This window comes from Algoriphagus winogradskyi (genome assembly GCF_900182815.1).
Taxonomy (GTDB): Bacteria; Bacteroidota; Bacteroidia; order Cytophagales; family Cyclobacteriaceae; genus Algoriphagus; species Algoriphagus winogradskyi.
In genome coordinates this window covers 1-22,492 of record NZ_FXUA01000005.1, presented here as the reverse complement: position 1 = coordinate 22,492, position 22,492 = coordinate 1, and the positions used below count along the sequence as shown (strand labels likewise).

The window sequence follows — 22,492 nt, the reverse complement described above, 5'->3', positions numbered from 1 at the left end:
TTGACTCCGACAGTTCAGGTAACAAACAGAAGGGTATGGTAGTTTAGTAAATGGAATAAAAACTCTAAAATTATGAAAAACTACCTTGGAGCCGTCGGTATAGTCACTGGTGTGTTAATCATATTTGTCAGCGCTATACAATTCAATTTAGGTATGTTTCTGATATGGCTGCTTTTCTTGGTAGGCCCTGTTTTGGTCTTGTGGATGGTGTGGTCAGTGCTGATTGCAGATGTGGTCGTAAAAGAAACTTTTGAAGAACAATGGTATCAGGATGAGCCTGAAATGCGGAGAAGGGGTTTAGCTTGAGAAAAATTGTTTGGGAGTGAGAACAGGAATTTGATTCGCTGTTTTGAAGTCTTTAAGGTCACGAGTAATTAGGAAATCCATTTTATTTTCAATGGCAGTAAAGTATTGAAGAGCATCTTCTTTGTCTTTGAAATCTGAATTCATAGCACGCAAAAATGCTTGCTCTCCCCCAGAGATTACCTTGCAAAAGCCATTAAACTGAAGCAGTTTTTCTTTAGCATCAACTAGTTTATAGCGGTCAAAAGACATATAAATAAGTAGGCCTAAAGACACTTCAGAAATGAACAGCTGAGCTTCACCATCTGCCACTAAGGTAAGAAATGGCAAAGAGTCTTCCACAAACGGCTCCCGATTTGCAACTAAGTCCAGCGCAACATTAGAATCCAAAAATATCCTATACATACTTTTTATCGCGGTGTTCTCGCATTAATTCTTTATCTGACTTTTCGAGGGCTTTGATTGGAGACTCCTTTTTTAATCTCTCTAAAAATCGTGCAGCTGCTAGCTGCTCCTGAGTTTTTTCAACTTTAGGTGTTTCTTTTTCAAAAATCTCTTCAAACATCCTAGAAAGCGAAATTCCTCTCTTAGCCGCTTGCATCTTGGCTTTCTCTACAATTTCCTTTTTTACAGTGAGTGTGAGTTTGGTTTTCATAAGTGACACGTGTTTGATTTAAATATACGTGTATTTTGGGGAAAGATGTTCCATTTATGAATTTAAAGGGGAAACTTTAGTCTTGTATCTTTGCCTCATGACTCCCGCCTCAAAACACTCTTTCATCATCAAATCCACCGCCAAGCGGCTGGGCTTTGACTTTTGTGGGATAGCGAAAGCGGGATTTCTAAAGGAGGCACCTAAGAAATCAATAAAGGAAATGATAAAATCAATTCCCATTTTTGACCTGTTTTCTCATAGACAAGTAAGCTTGAAGAACTTTCTGAAGAGTGATTAGAATAATATATGAAGGCAAATTTACCCTTTTGCAAAAATATAGGCTTTGATAAACGGATATATGCATTTGCATTCAAATTCTCAAATTGTTGAGAAGCAACAGTTTGATTCTTTAAAGACAGAGTGTAAGCAGCAAAGAGCGAATCTAAATAGTTCTGTTCTACAAGTTTAACCGATTGAGGAACCATTTTTTTAGAAAAGATAAAATCCTCTTCCGACTCTACACATATCTTTTTTAAATCTTCTTCACTAAGAATACTCTGTAAAGATTTTCCCTCTATTTTAATTATACTCCTTAGCCTTGAAAATGACTCAAGATTACACGGTTTTAAGAGGGGATTTTGAACCCACTCCGCATCCGCTTTCATAGATACTTTCACAGTATCGCTTATGGAAATTTTTCTCGCAAGTACTGTAGTGATTAACTCCTTAATTTCTAGATCTTCATTTTTTACAGAAGAGCATCCAACTAAAGAAAAAACAATACACAGTATAATGGATCGAAGGCTAATCACAAAGTAACGTTCCAATTGGTGCAATATTTCCAACATTGGTATTATTAAGTTCAGCATTGTATCTGTTATTAATTCGTTGTTGTTCCGACAATGTTAATGTATTTTTAAAAACATCTGTATCGTGGAGACCACCCCACGCCATATCTTTAAAATATTGATCCCCAATAACTCCAACGTTATACCCTACGCTCGAGGCGTAATTTTTTAACTCAACAGCTATATCATTCAAAAATTTAGTTTCTACAAATAAATTATGATGGACAGGATTTAAATCTTCTCCACCATAAATAGCTATATAATCATTTAGCAAACAATTTAAATCACAATCATTAGGATATTCTAATTCATATACTAAATATGCATGAAGTACCTCATGCATGGTAGATCGTGCCATAGAAAGATCGGTAGCATTTGATATTACAGATTGATTATAGCTTACTATTGCATAGTTATTTGTAATTTGTGGGCTTGTACATGCAGTTGCTGTTCCACAGTTTCCATATTGAAATTTTAAATTATATGGAACAGATGTAGTTGCTTCATCATTAAACATGTTTAATATTTTCTTAATTTCAGTATTTGTTCCGCCTATTAGATCTCTTATCAAATCTTGATGACATTCTGAAATATCTTTCATATCAATCTGAATTACCTTGTAATTATTTCCCCCAATAATACCATCAGGACCGCAAATTTCAATTTCCACTCTTTCTACTTCACGCCATTCGCTACAATTCACTAATGTACTTGCAATTATATAACAATCCTTTTCATAATAAATGATCGTTGCAGGTTCACACTGTACAGGCATATAGGCGTTAGGATCGGAAGCTGTAGCTCTTTTATATACAAAGTCTCCAGGCTGTAGATCCTTACTAAAATTCATATGCCTATAAGTATCCAGAGAGGTTTTGTCCGGGTCGGAAGTCAATTCAATAAAGCTGAGGCCACCTATTATCTCCTCCGTATCCAAAGTCATAAAGGAATATTTCTCCATATTTCCGTTTGGAACCAATAGCCTCGTTTCCACATCTTGGTATTTAGGAACAAAGCCAAGCAAAGGTCTCAGCAAGGGAATTTCATAATGTTCTTTTGTAACCACAGCATTTTTCCAATCCATCTCAAGAGGCTGATTATCAAAGGTGGATTTCCCTGCCAATTCCCCTTCCATGTATGTACGGATCAGCTGAAGCTCATCCTTGGGAATCTCCAGATCCTGCTCCTGTGTGCAGGAAGAAATCATCTGAGCAAAGAGCAGGATTAAAAAAAGACGATAAAGCGACTTATTCAAATAATTGCTCCCGCCGAAACAAACGCATCAATCATCAAATCCAGCGCCAAACGGCTGGGGTTTGACTTCTGCGGGATAGCGAAAGGTGGATTAAATATACAATATAAACTAAGCGCCAATGGGCAGGTGAAAACCCTCCAAATGTTTAATCCATTAATTATCGCATTGGAGGATAAATCTTAACAAGAATTGGTTTATTGAACAAAACTTCACTTTGATGAACCATTTCTGGATTAGGAATCATCTTTTCCAATTCACCTTCCAAATTATTTTGTAGTTCTTTTTTAGGTATAGTGATCATCTCGCAGATTACTGGAAAAACATGTATTCCATCTGGAATATTACTTAATTTTTCTTCTAAAATTTTGCTACTTAGTTTTTGATTGAGCTCCTCATTACGTTGTACTACTTTAAGCGGTGTTTCTTTAGAAAATTCAGCTAGAATGACCTTGTTCTCTTTTAAGGTCAATTTTAAATAGTAACCAAAATATTGATTAGTATTCTTTTCCCAGTCATCAAAGGTTAGCGGATACCACCTGACATGTCTCTGAACAATACTTCTAAAATCAGTTTCACTGTTTTGATCTTGAGCATATATGTTTGAAAACAGGACCTGGCAAACAATAAGAAGGAATAATTTTATGTTTTTCATAATGTATAGTTGCATTTTGTCCCTTTTGAACCTGATCTGTATTGTTAATTTGAGTGGAAGATAAATCATCCAAATCAGTAGATTGCGTATTTAATTCCATCGACAAATAGTTTGGCGGCTTCTTGATCATTTTTATACCCTCTCAGCTAATGGGCTGGACCAAGTAGTTTATTCACAATCGGTCTTTCTATTCTTATTTTTTCATGACCGATATATTCATTTTCGCCAATCAAAAAACCAAGCTCTTCTTCTAAGTTGTCAGTTCTGTCATTCTTATCATTCCAAATTAGAAACACCGGATAAATAACGCGCCAAGGCTCATTAAACTCGATCCCCTTTTCAACTAAAGTCGCCTCTATTCGTTCTTCCGATAGCTTCTTTCGTCTTTTAATATTTTCCGGCGTATTTTCCGAAAAGGAGACCATTACTTTTTCACCATAATAGACTTCGAATGAAAATGCTATGTATTTTCTCTCATCAAGATCCTTGGGGTGATGTAATACAATGGGCTGCAAACTCTTTCTCAACTGCATAAAATCGTTCTCCTGTTCGGTAGAAGTTGATTGTGCAGTCGTAACAAATGGAACAGCAAGCAAAACAAGGAATACTAAAATCATCTTTTTCATAGGTATTTCAATTACATTTTGTTCCCTTTAGCCCCGATCTGTGTTGCAAGTTTGTATTTATTATTTCCTGTTGTTCAGTAATCAACAGGCTGAAGCTGTAGTTCTTTTATATACAAAGTCTCCAGGCTGTAGATCCTTACTAAAATTCATATATCTATAAGTATCCAGAGAGGTTTTGTCCGGGTCGGAAGTCAATTCAATAAAGCTGAGGCCACCTAGTATCTCCTCCGTATCCAAAGTCATAAAAGAATAATTCTCGATTTTAGAACTGGGAACCAATAGTCTAGTTTCCACATTTTGATAGTTTGGAACAAAGCCAAGTAATGGGCTATGCAGGGGAATTTCATAATTACCTTTAAAATATGTAGCATTTTCCCAATCCATCTCCAGCGGCTGATTGTCAAAGGTAGTTTTCCCAGTCAATTCCCCTTCCATGTATGTACGGATCAGCTGAATTTCATCTTGGGAGATCTTCAGATTCTGTTCCTGCGTACAGGAAAAAACTATTTGGGTAAAAAGAAAGGCCAAAAATAATCGACCAAGCAACTTATTCAGATAATTGCATTTGGGGGGGGGTATAATGTTTTTCATAAAATTTGATTAGTTGACTATGTAAAAATTTCTTTAGTTTATTGATTTTCGGCGACACATCAAAATTCAACATTGTAATTTTTCTTAAACCCCTTCGCAATCACGGAGAACCGTAAGACTTGTATCTTTACCCCATGACTCTCGCCTCAAAAAACGCATCCATCATCAAATCCACCGCCAAACGGCTGGGGTTTGACTTCTGCGGGATAGCAAAAGCAGGATTTTTGGAGGAGGAAGCACCTAAACTGGAAGATTGGCTTAACTGGAATTACAACGGTCAAATGGGCTATCTGGCCAATCACTTTGACAAGAGACTCGACCCAACCAAACTGATTGAAGGTGCCAAGACGGTGGTTTCTTTGGTTTATAATTATTATCCGAAGGATGAATTGCCAAGAGGTAACTCCAATATCAAGCTTGCCAAATACGCCTACGGAGAGGATTATCACTTTGTGATTCGGGACAAACTGAATGAATTTTTGGAAATCCTACGCGATGAAATCGGTGAAATCGATGGTCGTGGATTTGTGGATTCCGCTCCCGTCATGGAGCGTCAGTGGGCGCAGAAAGCCGGTTTGGGCTGGTTGGGAAAAAACAGTCTTCTACTTAATAGAGAGATGGGCAGTTTCTTTTTTCTAGCCGAACTCATCATTGATCTGGAAGTAACTCCGGATCCCCCTCTTGCCAAAGATTACTGCGGTACTTGCACTGCCTGCATCGATGCTTGTCCCACAGATGCGATTGTGGAAAATGGAGTCATTGATGGTTCCCGATGCATTTCTTATCTGACCATTGAACTAAAAGACTCCATTCCCAGCGAGTTCAAAGGCAAGATGGAAAACTGGGCATTTGGCTGTGATATCTGCCAGGACGTATGTCCTTGGAATCGCTTTTCCAAGCCTCATCAGGAGCCAAAATTCCAACCTCATCCAGAGCTAGAAGAATTTACCAATCGGGATTGGCAAGAAATCACTGAAGAAACTTTCCGTAAGGTTTTCAAAAAATCAGCAGTAAAGCGCACCAAACTTGCAGGGTTAAAAAGAAATATCGACTTTCTGAAATCAAATTAACCTCTTCCGAGATTCTTATGAGCCCTCAAACTCCAAATCTTAAAGCTGTTCAGAAGCTTTTTAAGCCTAAAAAGAAGAAAAAGAAAAACACTCACAAGGTTGGTCTACCTCCTGGTGCTTTAGTCTTTACCGGAGATAAAAAGCTAGAAAAAGTATTGATCAATATCATCACCTATGATGAAAATGATTTATATGAAGAAACTATTCTTCTCAATCAACTGGAGGAACATTTGAAGCTGAAAAAGAAGGTACTTTGGATAGATGTGATTGGCCTTCATGACGTAGAATTGATGGAGAAAATCGGTTTACTGTTTGGAATCCATAAGCTGACTATGGAAGATATTCTGAACGTAGATCAGCGTCCGAAAATGGAAGCATTTGAGGATTATCTTTTTGCCGCCATGAAGATGATCCAATGTGATTCGCCAGAGGCACCGATAGACGATGAGCAAATCAGCTTTGTGTTGAAAGATGGAGTTTTATTGACATTTCAAGAGAAAAAAGGAGACGTATTTCAGTTTGTGAGAAGTCGCCTGGCTGATCAAAAACGCGCCATCCGACAGCGAAAAGCCGATTACCTACTCTATGCACTTCTGGATGCCGTGATTGACAATTACTTCATCGTGATGGAAAATGTGGGTGAACGGATAGAAAACCTGGAATCCCAAGCGATGTTCACCCCAGGCAATGAGACGCTGAATGCGCTCTATGTACAAAGACGTGAAATGATGGATCTTCGCAGGACGGTGTATCCACTTCGTGAAGTGATTGGCTCTTTTGACAAATACGCAGATGACAAAATCAGTCCCGAAACCCGACCTTTTATCCGTGATTTATATGAAAATACCATACAGGTAATCGAAACCATGGAGGTCTTTCGAGACATGTCCTCAGGAGTTTTGGATCTCTACATGAATAGCCTTTCCAACCGCATGAATAACATCATGAAGGTGCTTACCATCATCTCCACGATCTTTATTCCACTGAGTTTTGTGGCAGGGGTCTATGGAATGAACTTCGACAATATGCCTGAGTTACATTGGAAATACAGCTATTTCGTCGTCATGGGTGGAATGACAGCAGCTGTGATTGGTATGCTTCTTTTTTTCCGAAGGAAAAATTGGCTATAGCTTACTGAAGCTTTAAAATGACATCTTTTTTACCATTTTTAAGTAAGAGCTCTCCAGCACTTACCTGATAATAGCGCACAGATTTGAGGACTTCCAAAAATTTGTTTTCGAAAGGAGAATCTTGACAAGCCATTCTTGTTGCTCCAATTTCCCCGAATTTCAATGTGTTTTTCTTCCCTATTTCATAAGGTCCAAAAATACGATTACATCCACCAGTCCCAGTAATCATACCTTCTCTGGAATCAAAAATTAAATGAGCATCCTGCTCCGAACCTGAAGTTTGAACCGGTACTTGCATGATCTCCACCAAAGTCCATTGCTTGCCGTCCCACTTTTTATCAGGATATGATTTGGAACTGCAGGAAGCTAAAATAAGAAGTGTGAATGCAAGGAATATATTTTTCATAATTGGGTGATTTACTTCTAATAAGTCCTAAATCATGCCAAATTGTTCCGACATCTGATTTTAAAAAGCCTTCAAGCTGATATCTAAACTATTCACCGAATGTGTCAATGCCCCCATTGATATATAATCTACTCCGCATTCAGCCACATCTACAAGGGTCTCTTCGGTAATTCCCCCAGAAGCTTCGGTTTTGTATTGATTTCCAATTAAACCTACCGCCTCTCGCATAGTCGCATAATCCATGTTATCCAACATTATCTGATCTACTCCCCCTACGGCCAGCACTTGCTTGACTTCATCCAGATTTCGGGTTTCTATTTCTATTCTCAGATCCAGATTATTGGTTTTTAAATAAGCATTGCATCTTTCAATAGCCTGAGGTATTCCTCCCGCAAAATCTACATGGTTGTCTTTGAGCATGACCATATCATAGAGTGCAAAGCGATGATTAACGCCTCCACCGATTAATACAGCCCATTTTTCCATCAATCTGAAATTAGGAGTTGTCTTACGAGTATCCATCAAACGAGCCTTTGTATGCAGAATCTTTTTAGTAAGACGATGAGTTAGGGTCGCAATCCCACTCATACGCTGCATGCAATTCAAGACCAACCGCTCAGAAGAAAGAATAGAAGCTGAAGCCCCTTTTACGATCAAACCAATATCACCATAATTGACTTCATCGCCGTCTTTGATCAACAGCTCTACTTCAAGAGTGGGATCAAAAGTCTTAAAAATCTTCTCTGCCAACTCGATACCCGCTATTATACCATCGTCTTTGATAAGGAGTTTTGCCTGCCCGGTTTTTCCCTCTGGAATAGAAGAAAGTGAAGAGTAATCACCTGGACCAATATCCTCTGCAAAGGCAGCTGCAATAAATGTGGAAATGGCTTCTTCGGTAAGATAAGTAGGTTTCATGCCCAAAAATAGGGATTTGAAGCTCCCGCAAAGGCGCAAATGCGCAAATTTCTTTCAGTAAAAAAGCATTTCATTGGAATTGAAGATAGATAATGAGCAATGATCCGTAATCAAATTCAATATTCAAGGGAAAGCGATCACCAACATTATGCTTTCTCCAAGCTCCTCAGGGTAAAAATGCTTTAAAAAACACCTTAGCCTTTTACAAATTCCAAACTGTAAATTTTAAATTCAGAAGCTTGTTGGGAGACTTTTATAAACACCTTAAAAATTCCTTGGCCAGTTTGATAATCACCAATATAAGAGCTCAAAATTGGGTTGTTTTCACTTCGGAAAACAAGATTAAAACCTAATGAAGGATTTCTCTTAAAAAAATCTTTTAAGACAAGTTCTGCCTGATTTTTAGAATAATCTCCCTGCTGTCCGTTTACATTTAAGGATATACTGGAATCGAAGTATTTGGCTAAATCGCTGCTAGAACCACTTTCAATTGCAGAAATAACCGTTTCTATGGAGTTCACGTTTTCAATATCCTCAACGGGAGATTGAATAAACAGGAATATCGAAACGATTAAACTTAATAATGAGGTCATTGCCCTTGCTAGGCAAATACTAAGCCAAAAAAGGAATCATGTTCTGCATTTATCAGTTTACCAAGCGCATATCTTGGAAGTTTTGTGTTATCAGGATTTCGGGACTACTTTACTCTGAATTATAATATATTTGCGGTATGGATAAGAAAGTACTTTTAATGATTTTGGATGGTTGGGGAATAGCCACCAATCCTTCTGTTTCTGCGATTGACAAAGCAAAAACCCCTTTTGTAGATAGTCTTTACACAAAATATCCTCATGGAAAACTGGAAGCTTCTGGTCTTGCTGTAGGCTTACCAGAAGGCCAAATGGGCAATTCTGAGGTAGGTCACATGAATATAGGTGCAGGCCGGGTGGTGTATCAGGATTTAGTGAAAATCAACCTTGCCGTAGAAAATAAAGAGCTAAATACACATCCTGTTTTGGTAGAAGCATTTGCCAAAGCTAAAGCAGCAAAGAAGAAAGCTCACTTTATGGGATTGCTTTCCGACGGTGGTGTACATGCGCATATTAAGCATTTGAAAGGCCTTTGTGATGCAGCAAAATTTAATGGAATGGACGATGTGTTTATTCATGCATTTACAGATGGTAGAGATACAGATCCTAAAGGAGGTATAGGATATCTTGAAGACCTTCAGGAGCATTTGACTCATTCTGCAGGGAAAGTCGCCTCGGTAGTAGGCAGATATTATGCAATGGATAGAGACAATCGTTGGGAGAGAGTAAAACTTGCCTACGATGCCATGGTAAAAGGTGAGGGAGAAAAGTCCAAGGACATCATCGCCGCCATGCGCAAATCTTATGAAAACAGTGTGACTGACGAATTTATACGCCCAATCATCCATGTTGGAGCTGATAATAAGCCTTTGGCTATGATTGAAGATGGCGATCTTGTGATTTGCTTCAACTTCCGCACTGACCGAGGCCGGGAAATCTCCCAAGCGCTTACACAGCGTGATTTCGAAGATTTCAATATGAAAAAGTTGAATGTAGACTATATCACGTTTACGAATTATGATGCGACTTTCAAAGGAGTAGAAGTTCTATTCGAAAAAGACAATCTTAATAATACCTTGGGAGAAGTTCTGGAAAGAGCCAATAAGAAGCAGATAAGAATAGCTGAAACTGAGAAGTATCCTCATGTGACTTTCTTCTTTTCCGGAGGAAGAGAGCAGGAGTTCATGGGAGAAAGCAGATTACTTTGCCCATCTCCAAAAGTGGCAACCTATGACCTCAAACCTGAGATGAGTGCTTTTGAAATTGCCTCCAAAATCAATGGAGAGCTGAAAAAGAAAAGTGCTGATTTCATTTGCCTGAACTTCGCCAATGCAGATATGGTGGGTCACACAGGAGATTTCGATGCAGCTGTGAAAGCTTGTGAAGCTGTGGATGCTTGCGCAGAAAGTGTAATCACGACGGCTTTGGCCAACGATTACACGATTATCGTAATTGCAGATCACGGTAATAGTGACATGATGATCAACGAGGATGGTTCTCCAAACACCGCGCATACTACCAACCTAGTGCCTTGCATCATGGTGGACAAAAATGACCAGTTGACTATCAATGATGGGAAACTTGGAGATTTGGCTCCGACAATTCTTCAACTGATGGGGATAGAAAAGCCAAGCGATATGACTGGAAATGTCCTTTTGACTTAATGAAACATTGCAAAAGTTTTTCTTTAGGGATCCTTTTCGTTTTGTTTGGGCTTTCCTCCTGTGTGGATGAGATTTCAAATACCATCGAAACAGACCCCTATTTTGATCTAAAAGGATTTGTAGAAGAGAATATCCAAAAAGTAGATAACGTAGAAGTTGCCAAAGTCTCTCAGATTCAAGAAGAGAAAAAGGAAGTGAAAGTGGTCTATTCTATCAAGGATTGGGAGGAAGAATTTAGCATTTTCAAAGAAGCTGATATCAATAAGGCTTCCATGCTACAATCCTATAAAACCACGACTTCAGACGAGGGTTTGACTCACGAAGCGCTACCAAATTCCAAAGAAAAAGTGAAATTCGTCAAAGTAACCTATGATGATGGAGCAGTAAGCAGTGTTTCAATCAAAATAGAAGATGATAACTTATTCTACTCTACTACTACCTTGGCAGCTATCTATATTGATAATGCTACCAAGTTATTTGATCATTATTCCATTGAGACAACTCAGAAGATTTGGTTTTTGGATGAGAATAACATGAAAATCGAAGGAACAATAGTCGCAAAAGATTAAGGGCTTTTCCACATTAAAAAACAAAGTAAAGGACTGGAGAAAATCTTCAGTCCTTTCTTTTTCTAATGAATTTTTGGTTACTGGCAAAATTGAGGAGGATCATATTGTTTAATATGTATATCCGCTTTTCTACCAGTAAAGGGGAAAAGCAATCTAGAAATTGTTCAAAATTATAATTGAGGCCACTCCAGCCTGTCCCGCCAGTGCAGGAGTCTTCGGTCATCGGTCTTCCGACCAGTTAAGCAAAGAATCTAAGGCAACTGGCATCATTGCGGATAATCACATTGTTTAATTATTTATCAAACATCGGAGGCCGCTTAGCTTGCCAATCGCTATTTTTTTGAATTAGATCTCCAAGCATTACCAGTTTCTCCTCTTCGAAAAGATTAGCCAACAACGTAATAGAAGTTGGGCTCCCGGATTCACTGAATCCATTTGGAAGGCAAAGCGCAGGATGGCCAGTTAAATTGGTGATCTGTAGCTGGGCTCCACCAAAACTTGGTGTAACTATTACATCGTAGTCTTGCATGATTTGATGCATTTCTTCAATAAGAATAGTTCGCTGCCGTGCCGCCTGCAGGTACTCCACTGCAGGAATAAATCTAGCCGCACGAAAAGTATTAGGCCAGGCATTTTTGTGCTGGGCAACCAATTGATCATCCCAGCCTAATCTAGTCAATTCATCAAATGCCGCTGCGCCTTCCACTGAAAGCATAATTTGTATCGCTCTGGGATTTACAGAAGTTTTCAATTCAACTGGATGCAGCTCAAATCCCTGATTTTTTAGCAGATCAAGTACATCTCGGTTGTTCTGAGACCCTGAGCCTTCCCCTTCAAAAAAACCCTCGAAGTAACCAATTTTCAGCTTTTTCACATCAGTTTTGGATGAGAAATTAAAAGCTGCTTTTATCGTGCTGGCATCCATCTCGTCTTCCCCATTGATGATAGACAATACAATCCCGTCATCGAGCGCTGATCTGGAGATCGGCCCGATTTTATCCATCGACCAACTCAAAGCCATCGCGCCATTCTTACTGACACGGCCATAGGTGGGCCGCAAGCCAGTGACACCGTTTCTAGTGGACGGGGAAACTATCGACCCCAATGTTTCTGTACCTATAGCAAAAGGAACTAGGCCTGCACTTACCGCTGACGCAGATCCTGCAGAGGAACCGCTGGAACCCTGCTCCAGATTCCAAGGGTTTTTGGTTACACCTCCATACCATACATCTCCCATCGCCAAGGCTCCAAGAGTGAATTTGCCAACCAATACACCACCTGCATCATTCAACTTATTCACAACCGTAGCAGTCATATCGATTTCCTGATCTTTGTATGGCATAGCACCCCAAGTTGTTTTGGTACCTTTCACTGCCAAAAGGTCTTTGATTCCATAAGGAATCCCGTGAAGAGGACCTCTATATTTTCCTGCAGCCAATTCAGCATCCATCGCTTTAGCTTTTTCCAATGCAGAATCTTCAAGCAAAGAAATCAGGCATTGGAGCGTATCTGAGTAGGTTTTGATGCGATCCAAATAAATTTTTGTCAGACGTTCACTGGATATTTTCTTTGATTTAATTAGCACAGCGAGTTCGTGAACAGGCATATAGGCAATGTCAGATTCCTTTTCAGGCAGGGGCATTTCCGTGGCTAAGCCCCAGTCTAGCGGTCTCTGGGTTTGTTCAGGTTGAAAACCTTTAGGAAGGGGATTGAAAACCAAAGATGGTGCTACTGAGTTGTCTAGCTTTACTTCACGCAAGGCTTCATACCTATTGCGTTGATTTTCTAATGATCCCAACATGCTGTCTTTTTCTGCAGGAGTAAAAGACAAGCCAAAAATCTCGGAAGCTTCCTCTATGGAAATAGGTGTAATTTCACCGGTATTTCTACCAAGCGTGAATCCAAGAAGTAAGCATCCTGCTGCAGCGATAAGTATAAAAGCGGATGAAGAAACTGTGTTTTTTGATTCCATTGAATAGTTTTGTAATAATGTAAGTAATATGTATATCCGTTTTTCTACCAGTAAAGGGGGAAAAGCAATCTAGAATTTGTTCAAAATTATAATTGAGGCCACTCCAGCCTGGCCCGCCAGTGCGGGAGTCTTCGGTCATCGGTCTTCCGACCAGATAAGCAAATAATCTAAGGCAACTGGCATCATTGCGGATAATCACATAATGTAATCCAAGAATGCTATGTGCATATCAATTACCCAATATAATCAACCAATGGATCAAAATCCTTCCTTTCCTGTATTCCCAATGTCCTTTCGTGGAATTCTTCTGCTAACTGGGATGTACACCATCGCTTGGTCAGCAATTTACAGATTGATGGGCCCTTCCATTTTGACATGGCTCGCAAATGGTTCTGAAGTAAATGCTAGTCTTTCTTTAGCCTATTATGGAGGGTTTGGGATTATAGTCGGTATACTTATCTTTTTTAGTGCCTTCTATCCGATCAGCTGGGTATATCTGATTATTGCAGGAATCACTGGGAAAATTATCCTTTCAATCTGGTTTGCCTTGGGTTTTGTCCCTGATCTTGGCTGGAATAAGCGCACTGCATTCCAACTTATTTTCAATGAAATTCTCTGGCTTATTCCGCTGATTGCAGTATTCCTGAGGGGACTTCAGGTAAAAAATTATCTTGCTGAAACACAAAAATAAAAGTGAAGAAACCCTGTAACAAAAAAAGGAGGATCGTTACTGATCTTCCTTTTTCACTTCTATAGATTTAATTTTTTATATATATCCGCTTTTGTGCCAGTAAAAAGGGAAAAGCAATCTAGAATTTGTTCAAAATTATAATTGAGGTCACTTCAGCCTGTCCCGCCAAAGCGGGAGTCTTCGCTCATGGGTCTTCCTACCAAGTAAGCAAAGAAGCTAAGGTGACTGGCATCTATGCGGATAATCACATAATTTTTCTACTTAGGTAAGCAAAATCAACAGAAGTAAAATAATAATAATTGCTCCTACAGAAATGTAAACTCCACCTCCGGCACGTTTGGCTTCCTCCTTCATCTCCTTTAGCTCACTACGAACGTCCTTAATTTCTTCTTTGCTCATTTCACTAAAATCCATGGCCTTGATTTCATCCACTCTAGTTTGGATTTCGGCTAAGCGCTCTTTTTGAGCTTCTGTCAATTCTGTTTTCTCTTTTTTGGAATTATCGTCATTTGCCGGCGCTGCTACAAGCATATGAGCGGAGAATACAAGTGCGAGAATTGCGAATAATTTTTTCATAAGATTGTTTGTTTAAAGTCAGGTTTGATCTATTGTCAATATTACAGCCAAACTCTGTCGCACTATCAATGGATATAGCTAGATTTTGGGTAGCTCCTTGTCTAAAATTTGTAACTTGCTTGGCTAAAACGCAGATGCCTTTTTACTATAAATTTACTTCAAATGTCCCAAAAACAGCCCTGTAAGCTTTTTTTACTCGATGCCATGGCGCTTATTTATAGAGCGCATTTTGCCTTCAGCAAAAACCCCAGAATCAACTCCAAAGGATTGAATACCGGCATCATGCTGGGCTTTACCAATACCTTACTCGAAATAATTGATAAGGAAAAACCTACCCACATTGGGGTCGCCTTCGATACCCACGCCCCAACGTTCCGCCATGTTCAGTACGAACCTTACAAAGCAAACCGCCAGGAACAGCCAGAAGATATAGCCGTGGGCATTCCTTGGGTAAAGGAAATTGTGAAGGCTTTCAACATCCCGATTTTGGAATTAGACGGCTACGAAGCTGATGATGTAATTGGCACTTTGGCCAAGCAGGCAGAGAAGGAAAACTTCACTGTGTATATGATGACGCCCGATAAGGATTATGGGCAACTTGTAGATGATCATATTTTCCTCTACAAGCCAGCCTTCATGGGAAATGGTGTGGATATCATGGGGCCAAAAGAGATCTGCGCCAAATGGGATATAGAGCATGTAGATCAAGTTCGGGACATTCTTGGCCTTATGGGAGATGCTGTGGATAACATTCCTGGAATTCCTGGAATTGGACAAAAGACCGCTGTCAAACTTCTAAAAACTTATGGCACCGTAGAAGAATTGGTGAAAAACACCGCTGATCTGAAAGGAAAGCAAAAGGAGAATGTGGAGAACTTTGCCGCGCAGGGTATTTTGTCAAAGGAACTTGCCACGATCAAATGCGATGTGCCAATTACCTACGTTAAAGAAGACTTGAAATACGAGGGAATCGACGAGGAGAAAGTTCGTGCGATATTTACAGAACTCGAGTTTAGAACCCTTGCTTCCAGGGTTTTCAAAGGCACAGACAAAAAAGCTGCAGTTCAGAAAAACGATCAATTAGGACTTTTCGGAGAGGCTCCAGCTGCTACAGCCTCTTCCTCACCTGCAATAGAATTTGAAGAGGAATCTGTAAACGTAGCCGAGCAAAAAGCACCGGATACTATTCACAGCAATATTCAGAATTATCACAAAGTAAAAGGTGAAGCTGAAATCTTGGAGCTCGTTGAGTATTTGGAGATTCAAAAAGAGCTTTGCTTTGATACAGAGACTACTTCTGTAAATCCTATGGAAGCTGAGTTGGTTGGAATATCCTTCGCCTATGTCACAGGGGAGGCATATTATATTCCTTGTCCAGAAAGTCGGGAGGAGACCTTAGCTATTCTTGAGTTACTGAAGCCGGTTTTTGAAAACGAAGCTATTCTGAAAATTGGCCAGAATATCAAATACGATATTTTGGTACTGAAAAATTACGATATCGAAGTCAAGGGAGTCCTTTATGACACCATGCTTGCACATTACCTGATCGATGCGGATGGCAAGCATTCCATGGATTGGCTGGCAAAGCAATACCTGAATTACGAGCCAGTTTCCATCACAGAATTGATTGGAAAAAAGGGCAAGAATCAGGGAAATATGCGTGATGTAGACGAAGATGAAGTGACTGCTTATGCTTCTGAAGATGCAGATATTACATTGAGATTGAAGGCAGAATTTGACCCCTTGCTGAAGGAGAATAACCTGGAAAAACTTTTTGATGAGGTAGAAAATCCACTGATCAATGTACTCGCGGATATGGAATTTGAAGGAGTGCGGATAGACATGGAAAGTCTGGCAGAAATGTCCCTTTTGCTGGAAAAAGAAAGTAAGGAGATCGAGAACACAGTCTATGAAATGGCTGGAGTTCGCTTCAATCTAGCTTCTCCAAAGCAACTGGGCGAAGTGCTTTTTGATAAATTAAAACTCGATCCCAAAGCCAAGAAGACTAAAACTGGTCAATATGCTACCGGTGAGGAAGTACTTAGCAAACTGGCACATGAGCACGAAATCATCCAGAATATTCTGGACTTTCGCCAAATGGTGAAGTTAAAATCTACCTACGTGGATGCCTTGCCGCTCTTGATCAATTCCAAAACAGGTAGAATTCACACGACCTATAACCAGTTTGTGGCTGCAACAGGCCGTCTTTCTTCCATCAATCCAAACCTTCAGAATATCCCAATCCGAACCCAGAGAGGCCGGGAAATCCGAAAGGCTTTCGTCCCAAGAGATGAAAACCACATCCTATTGGCAGCGGATTACTCTCAGATTGAATTGCGGATTATGGCTGCCTTTTCAGGCGATGAATCTATGATCGAAGCCTTCAAAAGCGGAAGAGATATTCATGCAACTACCGCTGCAAAGATCTTCCAGGTTCCCCTGGAAGAAGTGACTTCAGATATGCGTAGAAAAGCCAAAACAGCCAATTTTGGGATTATTTACGGTATTTCGGCTTTTGGACTTTCACAGAGATTGTCTATTTCACGCGGTGAGGCCAAAGAGATTATTGATTCCTATTTCAAGGAATTCCCAGCAGTGAAAGAATACATGGATGGAGCGATTGAAAAAGCCAAAACTCACGAATACGTGGAGACTATCCTCGGTCGCCGGAGATATCTTCGGGATATCAACAGTCGAAATGCAACCATGCGTGGCTTTGCGGAGCGAAATGCAATCAACGCACCAATCCAAGGATCTGCAGCCGATCTGATCAAAGTCGCCATGATCGATGTGCATCAATGGATGAAAAAGGAAAACCTCAAGTCCAAGATGATCCTTCAGGTGCATGATGAATTGGTTTTTGATGCACACAAGGATGAGGTTGAACTCCTGAAAGCTAACATACCTGGTCTGATGTCCAATGCCATCAAAATGGCCGTACCGGTAGAAGTAGAAGTTGGAACAGGCACGGATTGGCTGCAGGCGCACTAGGAGGTTGGAAGTTGAAGGTTGGAAGGTTGGAAGGTTTTAAATTCGATATTCAACGTTCGGCATTCATTATTTATAAATTGAAAGTTTTGAAAATAACTTCCAGATTAACTTGCTAGGAAAAATTCACTTCCTAATTCAATCTCCGAGGTTCCAGCAAACCTCCTAAATCGCATCTCGTAATTCCCATATCCAAATGGCCAAAATAAAAACAACATTCTTCTGTCAAAACTGCGGTGCTCAAAGTCCAAAATGGCTTGGCAAATGCCCTGCTTGCGGGGAATGGAATACCTATGTGGAAGAAGTAATCCAAAAGGAGGAATCAGGGAAAGGGTCTTGGAAAACTCCAACAACAGGCCCCAAAAAAGCATCTGTACCTAAGAAAATCCAAGAAGTCAACTACGAGGAGCAACCAAGATATGTAACGGGAGATGCGGAGCTTGATCGGGTTTTGGGAGGAGGAATTGTACCGGGTTCGCTGGTATTAATTGGCGGAGAACCTGGAATAGGGAAATCTACGCTGATGCTTCAGATTGCTTTGATTCTCAATACCAAAAAAATCCTCTACGTCTCCGGTGAGGAAAGCGAGGCTCAGATCAAGATGCGTGCGGATCGTATGTCTGCAAAAAACCCGGAATGCTACGTGCTTTCGGAAACAAATACCCAACAGATTTTTCAGCAAATCGAAGCGCTAAAGCCAGATTTACTGGTGATTGATTCTATTCAAACCTTGACTTCTCAGTATGTAGAATCTGCTGCAGGCTCAGTTTCCCAAGTCAGGGAATGCACTGCCGAACTCATGAAGTTTGCCAAGGAAACAGGAACTCCGGTGTTCCTAATTGGTCATATCACGAAAGACGGTTCCATCGCAGGACCAAAAGTGCTGGAGCATATGGTGGATACCGTTTTGCAGTTTGAGGGAGATAGACACATGAGCTATAGAATTCTGCGAACTTCCAAAAACCGATTTGGATCTACCCATGAGCTCGGTATTTATGAGATGCGAGTAGAGGGTCTCCGTCCAGTAGCAAATCCCTCAGAAATCCTATTGACCCAGCGGGAAGAAGTGCTAAACGGTGTGGCAATTGGCGCCATGATGGAAGGTAATCGCCCACTTCTGATCGAAATCCAATCCTTAGTCAGTCCAGCAACTTATGGGACTCCGCAGCGAAGTAGCACGGGCCATGATGCCAAGCGATTGAATATGCTACTGGCAGTATTGGAAAAGCGGGGCGGAATGCGACTTGGGCAGCAAGATGTGTTTTTGAATGTAGCAGGTGGACTAAGAGTGGATGATCCAGCGCTGGATCTGGCAGTTTGCGCCTCTTTGATTTCCAGCTATGAGGATACGCCTGTTTCTGAGCAGATTTGTTTTGCGGCAGAAGTTGGTTTGGGTGGAGAAATACGGGCTGTTCACCGAATCGAAAACCGAATCGCAGAGGCTGAGAAACTAGGTTTCAAAAAAATCATTGTCTCCAAATACGCTGTGAAAGGCTTGGATCTCAGCAAATACAAAATTGAGGTGATGGCGGTGAGTAAGCTGGAGGAGGTTTATCAGAAGATTTTTTAGGAATTTCAAGTGCTAAATGGTCCTTGGAGAAAAAAGTTTGGAGCCGGTACGTCGAAAGATTAGTAAAGCACGTGGAGGGTAATAAAATCCAATGAAGTAGGATTCTGAATCACAATTAATTGCGCATAGTAGCTCTATAGAAATATATACGCAACCGTTTATTTTTTTCGCTTGTGATCACTTCTATAGAAATTCGAGTCTTCGGTAGGAAGATCTTACTTAAAATGCCCAAAAATGACACTGACATCCATTTTGTCAAAGGAATCACTTACGCTAGGTGGAATCAAAATCAATTCGTTTGGGAAGTACCGCATTATCCAGGCAACTTAGAAAAGTTAAAGGCCTATTTTGGAGATAGAATAACTCTTATAGAAAAAGATGAGGTAATTAATTTAAATCATGTGGCAAAACCCACAATTGAAAAAGACGAGATTTTAATAATACAAACTCAAAAGAACCGCCTTAAACTACTATTTGCGTATGTTCCAGAATTAATAAAGCATATAAAAACCATTCCTTATTCAATCTGGGATACCAAAAATAAGTGGTGGACAATACCCTATAGTGAACAATTCCTTGGAGAAATAAGTCAAGTTGCGAAGCGCCTTGGCCTTAAAATTACTTTTGAAAAAGAACCTCCCAAGAAACAAGGGATCAATAAGTTGAAACCTAAAGAGGCAGCCTATTACAAAACATGCCCAGATACCTATTTAAACAAGCTCCAAGAGCTACGCTATAGCGAAAACACTGTAAAAAGCTACGTTCCGCTTTTTGAAGAATTTATAAATCATTTTCCAAAAGAAGATCTTGACTCATTAAATGATAGACATGTGATGGAGTTTTCAAGATTTTTAGTGACAGAAAGAAAGGTATCTACCTCATATCAAAATCAGGCGATTAATGCTATCAAATTTTATTTTGAGAAGGTATTAGGAGGAAAAAGAAAGTTGTATTTTGTGGAGCGTCCAAGGCAGGAACAGACGCTTCCTACAGTATGCAGTGAAGAAGAAATCAAACAAATATTATCTGGCATCCAAAACATCAAACATAAAGCCATTTTGAGCACTATTTACTCGGCAGGATTGAGGATCAGCGAGCTGATCAACCTTCCCATAAATGCGATAGATTCGGATCGAATGCAGATCTATGTAGAAAATGCTAAAGGAAACAAAGACAGGTACACGATCCTGTCCAAGAAATTATTGGAGCTTTTACGAGGATATTTCAAGAAAGAAAGGCCTCACTATTGGTTATTTGAAGGAGCGGGAAGCACCAAGGAAAAACCTGTTCAATACACATCGCGAAGTATCCAACAGATTTTGAAGAAGGCGTTAAGTAAGACCAAGATAACCAAGCATGTCACAGTCCACACGCTAAGGCATAGTTTCGCTACTCATTTATTGGAAAATGGGACTGATCTTAGGTACATACAGAGTCTTCTAGGACACAGCAATTCCAAAGCGACGGAAGTCTACACCCATATTACAACCAAGGGATTTAGCCAGATCATCTCTCCATTAGACAAATTGGATATATAAAATATATACGAAACTAGTTGCGTATAGCGACTCGTTAGCGGTCAGCTTAAAATACGACAACCAATAGACACGGAACGAATAAATGGACAAATCAAAACGACTTTTACTTTTTGGAATTTATGTCATTTTGTGTTTGATAGCAGAGGCAATTATATTATGGTTATTTCCATACACAGGACTTGGTGGACTAATTTGCTGGCCATTGACAATATTAATTGCAATGGGACTTGGTTTAATTATTTTTAAGGTAACTAAACGACAACTAAAAATTTGGCAACTTTCGACACTTTTTTTAAGCGTATTTTCATTTCAAATATTCTTACAATTAATGACAACCCCTCAAGACTTCGGTGGGACGACTTTATATAAAATCAGAGACACTTTTAATGCTTATGTGAAATACGACAGTATTAATTACAGCGATTTTGCAAATTTGACGACAGGAGAAAGAGTTGCATACATTTACAAGTTCAAAGAAGAACTACCCGACAAATTTATTGCCCTTCAAATTGACAGCACAGGACAAAATTATGAAAGTTTAAACCCTAGAACCCATCTATTTGAGTTCAAGAAAGGAAAAATTCAATATGATTCAAGACAATTGAAGTTAATTAATAACGACACTTCAACAACTATCATTGAATATCTACCAAACTCTGACACTATAATACATAAAACAGTTCGTGACATTTTTAGCCCTCAATTAATGGGTTGGAGTGAAAATGGATATAACTTTTTCAGAAAAGAAGACGACTTCGAAATGACAACAGGAATTGAAAAACTACTATATGGAATATTGGAACGAACAAGAAAGCCGAACCGCTAACACGGGTTTGGCAAAAGTGGCGGTTCAGTGCTCCGCAGACAAATTTGTGGTTAATCAAAGTTTGGTTCTCCGCATTAGCAATTGTGGTGAAAATCGCCACCTTCGCCAAGCCCCAAAACGTTGGCAACAAGCTGAAAAATGAAATACGGAATCAAGGTTTTATCGGGAATTTTAATAGTTGGAATATTAATTTCAGTATTTCATATTTTAAATGACCAAGGTGGTTCAGCTTTAGGAAATATAATGGACACTTTAACTATTACTTCAATAGTTCTATTTTTATCTACAATCCTTTTTACTTATCTATCATTCAAGAAAAATATCCGAAAAATAAGTGTCTGGATTTTTCTCATTTTAAGCTGTCCACTTGCCCTGATGTATATGACTAATATGACAAAGGAGCTTTCTTTGAAAATTACAGAAACGACAACACCCGTTAAGTTTGTCTACAACGCACAAGTTTCGACAGCTAAATACGAACGAGATAAAGCCGAACTTCAAAATTTAGTTGATAGTCTAATAAAAATCAAAATTGTTGAAAGACCAGCGGATTTAAATTTGAGATATTTTAACGGCAAAACTTATAATGATTCAATAGAAAGAGATTGGGCAATTGATTTACCAACAAAACTCGAGTATAAAGAAACAATCATCGATACAATTTTTTACTCCGATAATGGAAATGAAATTGTTGCTGGATTACTTATAAACAAGGTGTTCAACAAGTATATGGACTATCCAAATGGCGGAATTGAATATTTTGGAAATGGATTTGAATTTGATAAAAACGATTGGACACCCTTTAAAATCCTAAAATATTCGGTTGGAGGTTATGAAAATTACAAATCGTGTTCTGACAGATTAAGATACTATTATTTGAAAAAGATAGGAACTTACGAGAACGAGTATAATATGAATGACATAAGATTTCTAAATAGAATTGAATAAAAAAAGCCAGTTGCCAACAACTAGGTTTTCGTTGCGTGCGTAGCACGAACAATGAAACCGCTGTTGCACGGAACCGGAGAAGTTCTTATGGGCATTGAGTCAGGAT

General features: G+C 39.5%; 23 protein-coding genes and 1 pseudogene. 12 read left to right on the top strand and 12 right to left on the bottom strand.

The window, feature by feature from the left end:
• Window positions 1–72 precede the first annotated feature (72 nt).
• Complete coding sequence (locus QOL76_RS13445) at window positions 73–306, top strand: hypothetical protein (protein WP_283413487.1); 234 nt, start codon at window positions 73–75, stop codon at window positions 304–306.
• On the opposite strand, the gene QOL76_RS13440 is transcribed toward QOL76_RS13445, so the two are convergent.
• Both QOL76_RS13440 and QOL76_RS13435 read right to left on the bottom strand, forming a co-directional pair.
• Window positions 298–708, bottom strand: coding sequence for a type II toxin-antitoxin system VapC family toxin (locus tag QOL76_RS13440; protein WP_283413486.1), 411 nt, complete (start codon window positions 706–708; stop codon window positions 298–300). The genes QOL76_RS13445 and QOL76_RS13440 overlap by 9 nt on opposite strands.
• Window positions 701–958 (bottom strand): DUF6364 family protein, encoded by a 258-nt coding sequence (locus QOL76_RS13435; RefSeq protein ID WP_283413485.1) that lies wholly within the window; start codon window positions 956–958, stop codon window positions 701–703. Before QOL76_RS13435 ends, QOL76_RS13440 begins: the two co-directional genes overlap by 8 nt.
• 97 nt (window positions 959–1,055) lie before the next feature.
• Between QOL76_RS13435 and QOL76_RS13430 the strand changes: the two are divergent.
• Window positions 1,056–1,163 (top strand): annotated as a pseudogene (locus QOL76_RS13430) (tRNA epoxyqueuosine(34) reductase QueG); the annotation flags it as partial.
• Here the strand turns inward: QOL76_RS13430 and QOL76_RS13425 are convergent.
• The 5 genes from QOL76_RS13425 to QOL76_RS13405 all read right to left on the bottom strand — a co-directional run bounded on the left by QOL76_RS13425 (window position 1,159) and on the right by QOL76_RS13405 (window position 4,930).
• Window positions 1,159–1,785, bottom strand: coding sequence for a hypothetical protein (locus QOL76_RS13425; protein ID WP_283413752.1), 627 nt, complete (start codon window positions 1,783–1,785; stop codon window positions 1,159–1,161). The pseudogene QOL76_RS13430 and the gene QOL76_RS13425 sit on opposite strands and share 5 nt — an antisense overlap.
• Complete coding sequence (locus QOL76_RS13420) at window positions 1,763–3,013, bottom strand: hypothetical protein (RefSeq protein ID WP_283413484.1); 1,251 nt, start codon at window positions 3,011–3,013, stop codon at window positions 1,763–1,765. The genes QOL76_RS13425 and QOL76_RS13420 overlap by 23 nt, the downstream gene beginning before the upstream one ends.
• Before the next feature lie 205 nt (window positions 3,014–3,218).
• Window positions 3,219–3,713, bottom strand: a complete 495-nt coding sequence (locus QOL76_RS13415; RefSeq protein ID WP_283413483.1) for a hypothetical protein — start codon at window positions 3,711–3,713, stop codon at window positions 3,219–3,221.
• 146 nt (window positions 3,714–3,859) lie between these two features.
• Window positions 3,860–4,339, bottom strand: a complete 480-nt coding sequence (locus tag QOL76_RS13410) for a hypothetical protein (RefSeq protein ID WP_283413482.1) — start codon at window positions 4,337–4,339, stop codon at window positions 3,860–3,862.
• An 81-nt stretch (window positions 4,340–4,420) separates the two neighbouring features.
• Complete coding sequence (locus QOL76_RS13405) at window positions 4,421–4,930, bottom strand: hypothetical protein (protein WP_283413481.1); 510 nt, start codon at window positions 4,928–4,930, stop codon at window positions 4,421–4,423.
• A gap of 134 nt (window positions 4,931–5,064) precedes the next feature.
• Here QOL76_RS13405 and queG point away from each other — a divergent pair, with 134 nt between their 5' ends.
• Window positions 5,065–6,000 (top strand): tRNA epoxyqueuosine(34) reductase QueG, encoded by a 936-nt coding sequence (gene queG, locus QOL76_RS13400; protein ID WP_283413480.1) that lies wholly within the window; start codon window positions 5,065–5,067, stop codon window positions 5,998–6,000.
• A gap of 17 nt (window positions 6,001–6,017) precedes the next feature.
• Entirely contained in the window at window positions 6,018–7,130 is a 1,113-nt protein-coding gene (gene corA, locus QOL76_RS13395; RefSeq protein ID WP_283413479.1) for a magnesium/cobalt transporter CorA, read from the top strand.
• A 1-nt stretch (window position 7,131) separates the two neighbouring features.
• Here the strand turns inward: corA and QOL76_RS13390 are convergent, their stop codons facing one another.
• From QOL76_RS13390 to QOL76_RS13380, 3 genes are all read right to left on the bottom strand, one after another.
• Window positions 7,132–7,536 (bottom strand): META domain-containing protein, encoded by a 405-nt coding sequence (locus QOL76_RS13390; protein WP_283413478.1) that lies wholly within the window; start codon window positions 7,534–7,536, stop codon window positions 7,132–7,134.
• 60 nt (window positions 7,537–7,596) lie between these two features.
• Window positions 7,597–8,454 carry a carboxylating nicotinate-nucleotide diphosphorylase gene (gene nadC, locus QOL76_RS13385; RefSeq protein WP_283413477.1) on the bottom strand — a complete coding sequence of 286 codons (858 nt, stop codon included), beginning with the start codon at window positions 8,452–8,454 and terminating at the stop codon, window positions 7,597–7,599.
• Between the two features lie 194 nt (window positions 8,455–8,648).
• On the bottom strand, window positions 8,649–9,047 hold the full coding sequence (locus QOL76_RS13380; RefSeq protein WP_283413476.1) for a DUF4783 domain-containing protein: 399 nt from the start codon (window positions 9,045–9,047) through the stop codon (window positions 8,649–8,651).
• A 137-nt stretch (window positions 9,048–9,184) separates the two neighbouring features.
• Between QOL76_RS13380 and gpmI the strand changes: the two genes are divergently transcribed.
• Together gpmI and QOL76_RS13370 are read left to right on the top strand one after the other, a co-directional pair.
• Window positions 9,185–10,708, top strand: coding sequence for a 2,3-bisphosphoglycerate-independent phosphoglycerate mutase (gene gpmI, locus QOL76_RS13375; protein WP_283413475.1), 1,524 nt, complete (start codon window positions 9,185–9,187; stop codon window positions 10,706–10,708).
• Complete coding sequence (locus QOL76_RS13370) at window positions 10,708–11,277, top strand: hypothetical protein (RefSeq protein ID WP_283413474.1); 570 nt, start codon at window positions 10,708–10,710, stop codon at window positions 11,275–11,277. Before gpmI ends, QOL76_RS13370 begins: the two co-directional genes overlap by 1 nt.
• A gap of 292 nt (window positions 11,278–11,569) precedes the next feature.
• Here the strand turns inward: QOL76_RS13370 and QOL76_RS13365 are convergent, their stop codons facing one another.
• The gene (locus QOL76_RS13365; protein WP_283413473.1) at window positions 11,570–13,249 is read right to left on the bottom strand and encodes an amidase; all 1,680 of its coding nucleotides are present in this window, start codon (window positions 13,247–13,249) and stop codon (window positions 11,570–11,572) included.
• A gap of 253 nt (window positions 13,250–13,502) precedes the next feature.
• Here QOL76_RS13365 and QOL76_RS13360 point away from each other — a divergent pair, with 253 nt between their 5' ends.
• Window positions 13,503–13,940, top strand: a complete 438-nt coding sequence (locus QOL76_RS13360) for a hypothetical protein (RefSeq protein WP_283413472.1) — start codon at window positions 13,503–13,505, stop codon at window positions 13,938–13,940.
• Window positions 13,941–14,201: 261 nt separating this feature from the next.
• Here QOL76_RS13360 and QOL76_RS13355 read toward each other — a convergent pair whose 3' ends face one another.
• Window positions 14,202–14,516: a hypothetical protein gene (locus tag QOL76_RS13355; protein WP_283413471.1), complete on the bottom strand. Its 315-nt coding sequence runs from the start codon at window positions 14,514–14,516 to the stop codon at window positions 14,202–14,204.
• Between the two features lie 162 nt (window positions 14,517–14,678).
• Between QOL76_RS13355 and polA the strand changes: the two genes are divergently transcribed.
• From polA to QOL76_RS13330, 5 genes are all read left to right on the top strand, one after another.
• A complete protein-coding gene (gene polA, locus QOL76_RS13350) occupies window positions 14,679–17,507 on the top strand; it encodes a DNA polymerase I (protein WP_283413470.1) in 2,829 nt (942 codons plus the stop codon).
• Window positions 17,508–17,700: 193 nt separating this feature from the next.
• Window positions 17,701–19,074, top strand: coding sequence for a DNA repair protein RadA (gene radA / locus QOL76_RS13345; RefSeq protein WP_283413469.1), 1,374 nt, complete (start codon window positions 17,701–17,703; stop codon window positions 19,072–19,074).
• A 224-nt stretch (window positions 19,075–19,298) separates the two neighbouring features.
• Window positions 19,299–20,612, top strand: a complete 1,314-nt coding sequence (locus QOL76_RS13340) for a tyrosine-type recombinase/integrase (protein ID WP_283413468.1) — start codon at window positions 19,299–19,301, stop codon at window positions 20,610–20,612.
• A gap of 82 nt (window positions 20,613–20,694) precedes the next feature.
• The gene (locus tag QOL76_RS13335) at window positions 20,695–21,438 is read left to right on the top strand and encodes a hypothetical protein (RefSeq protein ID WP_283413467.1); all 744 of its coding nucleotides are present in this window, start codon (window positions 20,695–20,697) and stop codon (window positions 21,436–21,438) included.
• A gap of 138 nt (window positions 21,439–21,576) precedes the next feature.
• Window positions 21,577–22,386 (top strand): hypothetical protein, encoded by an 810-nt coding sequence (locus tag QOL76_RS13330; protein WP_283413466.1) that lies wholly within the window; start codon window positions 21,577–21,579, stop codon window positions 22,384–22,386.
• Window positions 22,387–22,492 lie beyond the last annotated feature (106 nt).

Coding starts and splice junctions, on each gene's coding strand:
- QOL76_RS13340 (WP_283413468.1), top strand. CDS start 19,299: ATGCCCAAAAATGACACTGACATCCATTTTGTCAAAGGAATCACTTAC.
- QOL76_RS13405 (WP_283413481.1), bottom strand. CDS start 4,930: ATGAAAAACATTATACCCCCCCCCAAATGCAATTATCTGAATAAGTTG.
- QOL76_RS13360 (WP_283413472.1), top strand. CDS start 13,503: ATGGATCAAAATCCTTCCTTTCCTGTATTCCCAATGTCCTTTCGTGGA.
- QOL76_RS13440 (WP_283413486.1), bottom strand. CDS start 708: ATGTATAGGATATTTTTGGATTCTAATGTTGCGCTGGACTTAGTTGCA.
- QOL76_RS13390 (WP_283413478.1), bottom strand. CDS start 7,536: ATGAAAAATATATTCCTTGCATTCACACTTCTTATTTTAGCTTCCTGC.
- queG (WP_283413480.1), top strand. CDS start 5,065: ATGACTCTCGCCTCAAAAAACGCATCCATCATCAAATCCACCGCCAAA.
- radA (WP_283413469.1), top strand. CDS start 17,701: ATGGCCAAAATAAAAACAACATTCTTCTGTCAAAACTGCGGTGCTCAA.
- QOL76_RS13370 (WP_283413474.1), top strand. CDS start 10,708: ATGAAACATTGCAAAAGTTTTTCTTTAGGGATCCTTTTCGTTTTGTTT.
- gpmI (WP_283413475.1), top strand. CDS start 9,185: ATGGATAAGAAAGTACTTTTAATGATTTTGGATGGTTGGGGAATAGCC.
- corA (WP_283413479.1), top strand. CDS start 6,018: ATGAGCCCTCAAACTCCAAATCTTAAAGCTGTTCAGAAGCTTTTTAAG.
- QOL76_RS13435 (WP_283413485.1), bottom strand. CDS start 958: ATGAAAACCAAACTCACACTCACTGTAAAAAAGGAAATTGTAGAGAAA.
- QOL76_RS13365 (WP_283413473.1), bottom strand. CDS start 13,249: ATGGAATCAAAAAACACAGTTTCTTCATCCGCTTTTATACTTATCGCT.
- QOL76_RS13420 (WP_283413484.1), bottom strand. CDS start 3,013: ATGATTTCTTCCTGCACACAGGAGCAGGATCTGGAGATTCCCAAGGAT.
- polA (WP_283413470.1), top strand. CDS start 14,679: ATGTCCCAAAAACAGCCCTGTAAGCTTTTTTTACTCGATGCCATGGCG.
- QOL76_RS13445 (WP_283413487.1), top strand. CDS start 73: ATGAAAAACTACCTTGGAGCCGTCGGTATAGTCACTGGTGTGTTAATC.
- QOL76_RS13415 (WP_283413483.1), bottom strand. CDS start 3,713: ATGAAAAACATAAAATTATTCCTTCTTATTGTTTGCCAGGTCCTGTTT.
- QOL76_RS13355 (WP_283413471.1), bottom strand. CDS start 14,516: ATGAAAAAATTATTCGCAATTCTCGCACTTGTATTCTCCGCTCATATG.
- nadC (WP_283413477.1), bottom strand. CDS start 8,454: ATGAAACCTACTTATCTTACCGAAGAAGCCATTTCCACATTTATTGCA.
- QOL76_RS13335 (WP_283413467.1), top strand. CDS start 20,695: ATGGACAAATCAAAACGACTTTTACTTTTTGGAATTTATGTCATTTTG.
- QOL76_RS13410 (WP_283413482.1), bottom strand. CDS start 4,339: ATGAAAAAGATGATTTTAGTATTCCTTGTTTTGCTTGCTGTTCCATTT.
- QOL76_RS13380 (WP_283413476.1), bottom strand. CDS start 9,047: ATGACCTCATTATTAAGTTTAATCGTTTCGATATTCCTGTTTATTCAA.
- QOL76_RS13330 (WP_283413466.1), top strand. CDS start 21,577: ATGAAATACGGAATCAAGGTTTTATCGGGAATTTTAATAGTTGGAATA.